Annotated in this window: 3 protein-coding genes; 2 read left to right on the top strand and 1 reads right to left on the bottom strand. The window is 55.1% G+C overall.

All coding sequences use genetic code 11. The features are described 5' to 3' along the window. Together ABHR75_RS09790 and ABHR75_RS09785 are read left to right on the top strand one after the other, a co-directional pair. The coding region (locus tag ABHR75_RS09790) for a sugar nucleotide-binding protein (RefSeq protein ID WP_346964223.1) at nucleotides 1-1,059 on the top strand (1,059 nt) is incomplete at its 5' end. Nucleotides 1,060-1,191: 132 nt separating this feature from the next. Then, nucleotides 1,192-2,238, top strand: a complete 1,047-nt coding sequence (locus ABHR75_RS09785; protein ID WP_346964222.1) for an AbiH family protein — start codon at nucleotides 1,192-1,194, stop codon at nucleotides 2,236-2,238. 140 nt (nucleotides 2,239-2,378) lie between these two features. Here ABHR75_RS09785 and ABHR75_RS09780 read toward each other — a convergent pair whose 3' ends face one another. Next, on the bottom strand, nucleotides 2,379-2,981 hold the full coding sequence (locus tag ABHR75_RS09780) for a transglutaminase domain-containing protein (protein ID WP_346964221.1): 603 nt from the start codon (nucleotides 2,979-2,981) through the stop codon (nucleotides 2,379-2,381). Nucleotides 2,982-3,086: the final 105 nt, after the last annotated feature.

The raw sequence follows: 3,086 nt of genomic DNA, 5'->3' as shown, positions 1-3,086 counted from the left end.
GCCTACACCTACCTGGTGGACGCCCACTGGTCCCTCGAGCTGAAGAGGACCTACACCTTCGTGAACCTCGCCGACCCGGAGCTCGCCATCGAGTGGCCGATCCCGCTCAATGAGGCCACCGTCTCTGAGGCCGACCTCAACCACCCGATGCTGAAGGACGTCGTCCCGATGGCGCCCAAGCGCACCCTCGTCACCGGCTGCAACGGCCAGCTGGGCCATGCGGTGCGCGCGCTCGCCGAGGAGCGCGGCGTCGCCAGGGACTTCGACTTCTGCGACATCGACACCTTCGATATGTCAGACCCGGACGCCTACACACAGTACGACTGGTCGCTCTACGGCACCGTCATCAACTGCGGCGCCTACACCGCCGTGGATAAAGCGGAGACCCCCGAGGGCCGCGTGGCCGCCTGGAAGGCCAACGCGACCGGCCCGGCGCTGCTCGCCCGCACCTGCGCCGGGCACGGCATTACCCTCGTCCACGTGTCCTCAGACTACGTCTTCGATGGCACCGAGGAGGTGCACACCGAGGAGGAGCCCCTCAGCCCGCTTTCCGTCTACGGCCAGACCAAGGCGGCCGGCGACATCGCCGTGGCAGGGTGCCCGCGCCACTACATCATGCGCTCCAGCTGGGTCATCGGCGAGGGGCACAACTTCGTCAAGACGATGAGGGGCCTCTCCGACCGCGTAGCCGACCCCGAGGACGGGCTCACGCAGGTTACCGTCGTGGACGACCAGCTGGGCCGCCTGACCTTCACGCGCGACATGGCCGAGGCCATCTTCCACGTGCTGGGCACGCACGCCCCCTACGGAACCTACGACTGCACGGGCTCCGGCGCCGTGAAGTCCTGGGCGGACATCGCCCGCGCCGTCTTCGAGGCCGCCAACGGCAACGGGGAGAGGGTCGTTCCGGTCAGCACAGCCGACTACTATTCGAACGCCGCGGGCCCCATCGCACCGCGCCCGGCCCACTCCGCGCTCGACCTGTCCAAGCTCGAGACCAGTGGCTTCCACATGCCCGACTGGGAGGAGGAGCTTAAGGGGTACATGTCCATGCTTTAACATCCAGTTATACGATCAGAATGAACCGATGGTGCATGAAGGGCTCGCTGATGGCAGAGCCCTTCATGCGTTATATTGCATGGTGTACTGCGCAGTAAAACTAATCTCTGTTATTAAATCGGACGGTATTGAATGCTAAATCTTCTTTGGATCATTGGGAATGGATTTGATCGGAACCTTGGTCTCGCAACTGATTACCGTTCTTTTTTGAAGAATCGCTATTTTAAAGATGGCGTTCAGAACAAATATAGGGATGAGCTTGTAAAAAGAGTTGAGGGATTCAGCCCAGAACGAGCGTCTGAACTTTGGTGTGATTTGGAAAATCTTCTAGGCAGAGCATCAGCGTTTTATGAAGACGACGAAGAATTATTTCATGAGACGTTTGAGAATATTCAAGATGAGTTTTTAGATTACGTATTTAGAGAGTCCAGCCGTATGCCTGTCGAGCTTCCTCAGGAGGCAGTTCAGGAATTTCGAGCATCAATTAGCAGCTTCTATACGAGACTCACTGCTGTTGACGTATTAAAAGGGCTCCCCGCTTTGATGTCGACTTCTGAAGACGTGACTGTGCACGTTCTGGTTTTAAACTATACGAATACCGTCAATCGTTTTTGGGATGAGATTGGGAAAGACCAGCCCTTTGGTAAGTTGATTGTCGGTACTACGCCTAAGTTCTTTTATCAAGGCACGCTTCTTCATCTTCATGGAGAAATCAATGATGGGGGCACTGCTACCAATATTATATTTGGCGTTTCAGATTCTGATCAGATTACATCTCCCGTTTATTCCTCTAAGGTGGATTTTCAAGAGCTTTGGGTTAAAGAAAAAAAGAACTACGGAATTTATGGCAATACGAAAACCGCTGAGATGAGTGAGCTGATAGCTAAAGCCGATAGCATTTGTATATATGGCTGCAGCTTGGGAGAAAGCGATGGTTACATTTGGCGACAAGTGGCTGATAGGTTGTCAGATTCGGCATGCAGGCTTTATATTTTCGACTATGGTTTACCCGATCGTTCTACGGTGGCTGCCAGGGCTTATCAGAAACGACGTCGTGATTTGGCCAGACGTTTCTATGAGGTTGCAAATGTGGCTGCAGAAGACGAGAAATCGATATCAGATCGTTTTTCCCGGTTGAGTCAACTAAGGTCTTTAATTTCAATTCACTTGTTTAATTGATTGGACTGCCTGTGTCTCGTATCGACGATTTCGGGTGGATGTTAGTTAAAGCTCTAGTGTTCGCACTTTGGTGATTCTAAACATAGGACTGTTCGGGCGTTCCAAACTGTAATGGTGTATTCGTTGGCGCATTCAATTAACTATCTGCTTTGAAAGGCATCTAGGTGCTGCTGAATGCGATCGGCATACTTCTCTGCCCATTCATCGGCCTTGCCAGTTCGTACAAAGTAATTGTTAGACAGGTCGGTCGAGTGGTGGGCGTAGCCGTCTTTTTGGTAGTTAGCCATGTGGTCGGAGTGGGCGATTGCCATGAGCTCGTCGGCCAGGCCAAAGTACAGATGGCGCTGGTCCAGGTCCCCGTACCAGTTGTCGCTGGTGTCATCCCAGGTTGGGTCCATCTGGCACCATTTGCCGTCGATCTTTACGGCGTTCCAGGTGTGGCCGTTGCCGGTGATGCGGCCGTTGGCGATGCCCGCGGCGTCAAGGAGCTTGGAGTAGATGCGCTGGTAGCTCTCGCAGGTGCCCTGGTGGCGCGTGAGGCCGCTTTCGGCCGAGCACCAGTTGAGGCTGTGGTCGTACTCCAGCTGGTCGAGCGTCCAGTCGTGGAGCCACAGGGCGCGGGCGTAGTCGGACCCGTCGGTATCGGCGCTGCATTTGTCGACTGCGGACTTCACGATGGCGCTGACCGCCGGATAGGCGTCGTCGTTCGCGCTCGCAAACACGTTTGAGCGCAGATAGTACACGCCGGCCGCCTTATCCATCAGGTAAAAGCGACGCTCCTATAAGTTGTCAAGAGGCAGTTTGCGGGAGCGCTCCCTTCAATTCGCACAGGAGCTCGTAATACCTCC

This window comes from Collinsella aerofaciens (genome assembly GCF_039752955.1).
In the GTDB taxonomy this organism is placed as follows: Bacteria; Actinomycetota; Coriobacteriia; order Coriobacteriales; family Coriobacteriaceae; genus Collinsella; species Collinsella aerofaciens_BI.
Note: the sequence above shows the minus strand (reverse complement) of the source record. Positions and strands in the feature narration are given on the sequence as shown.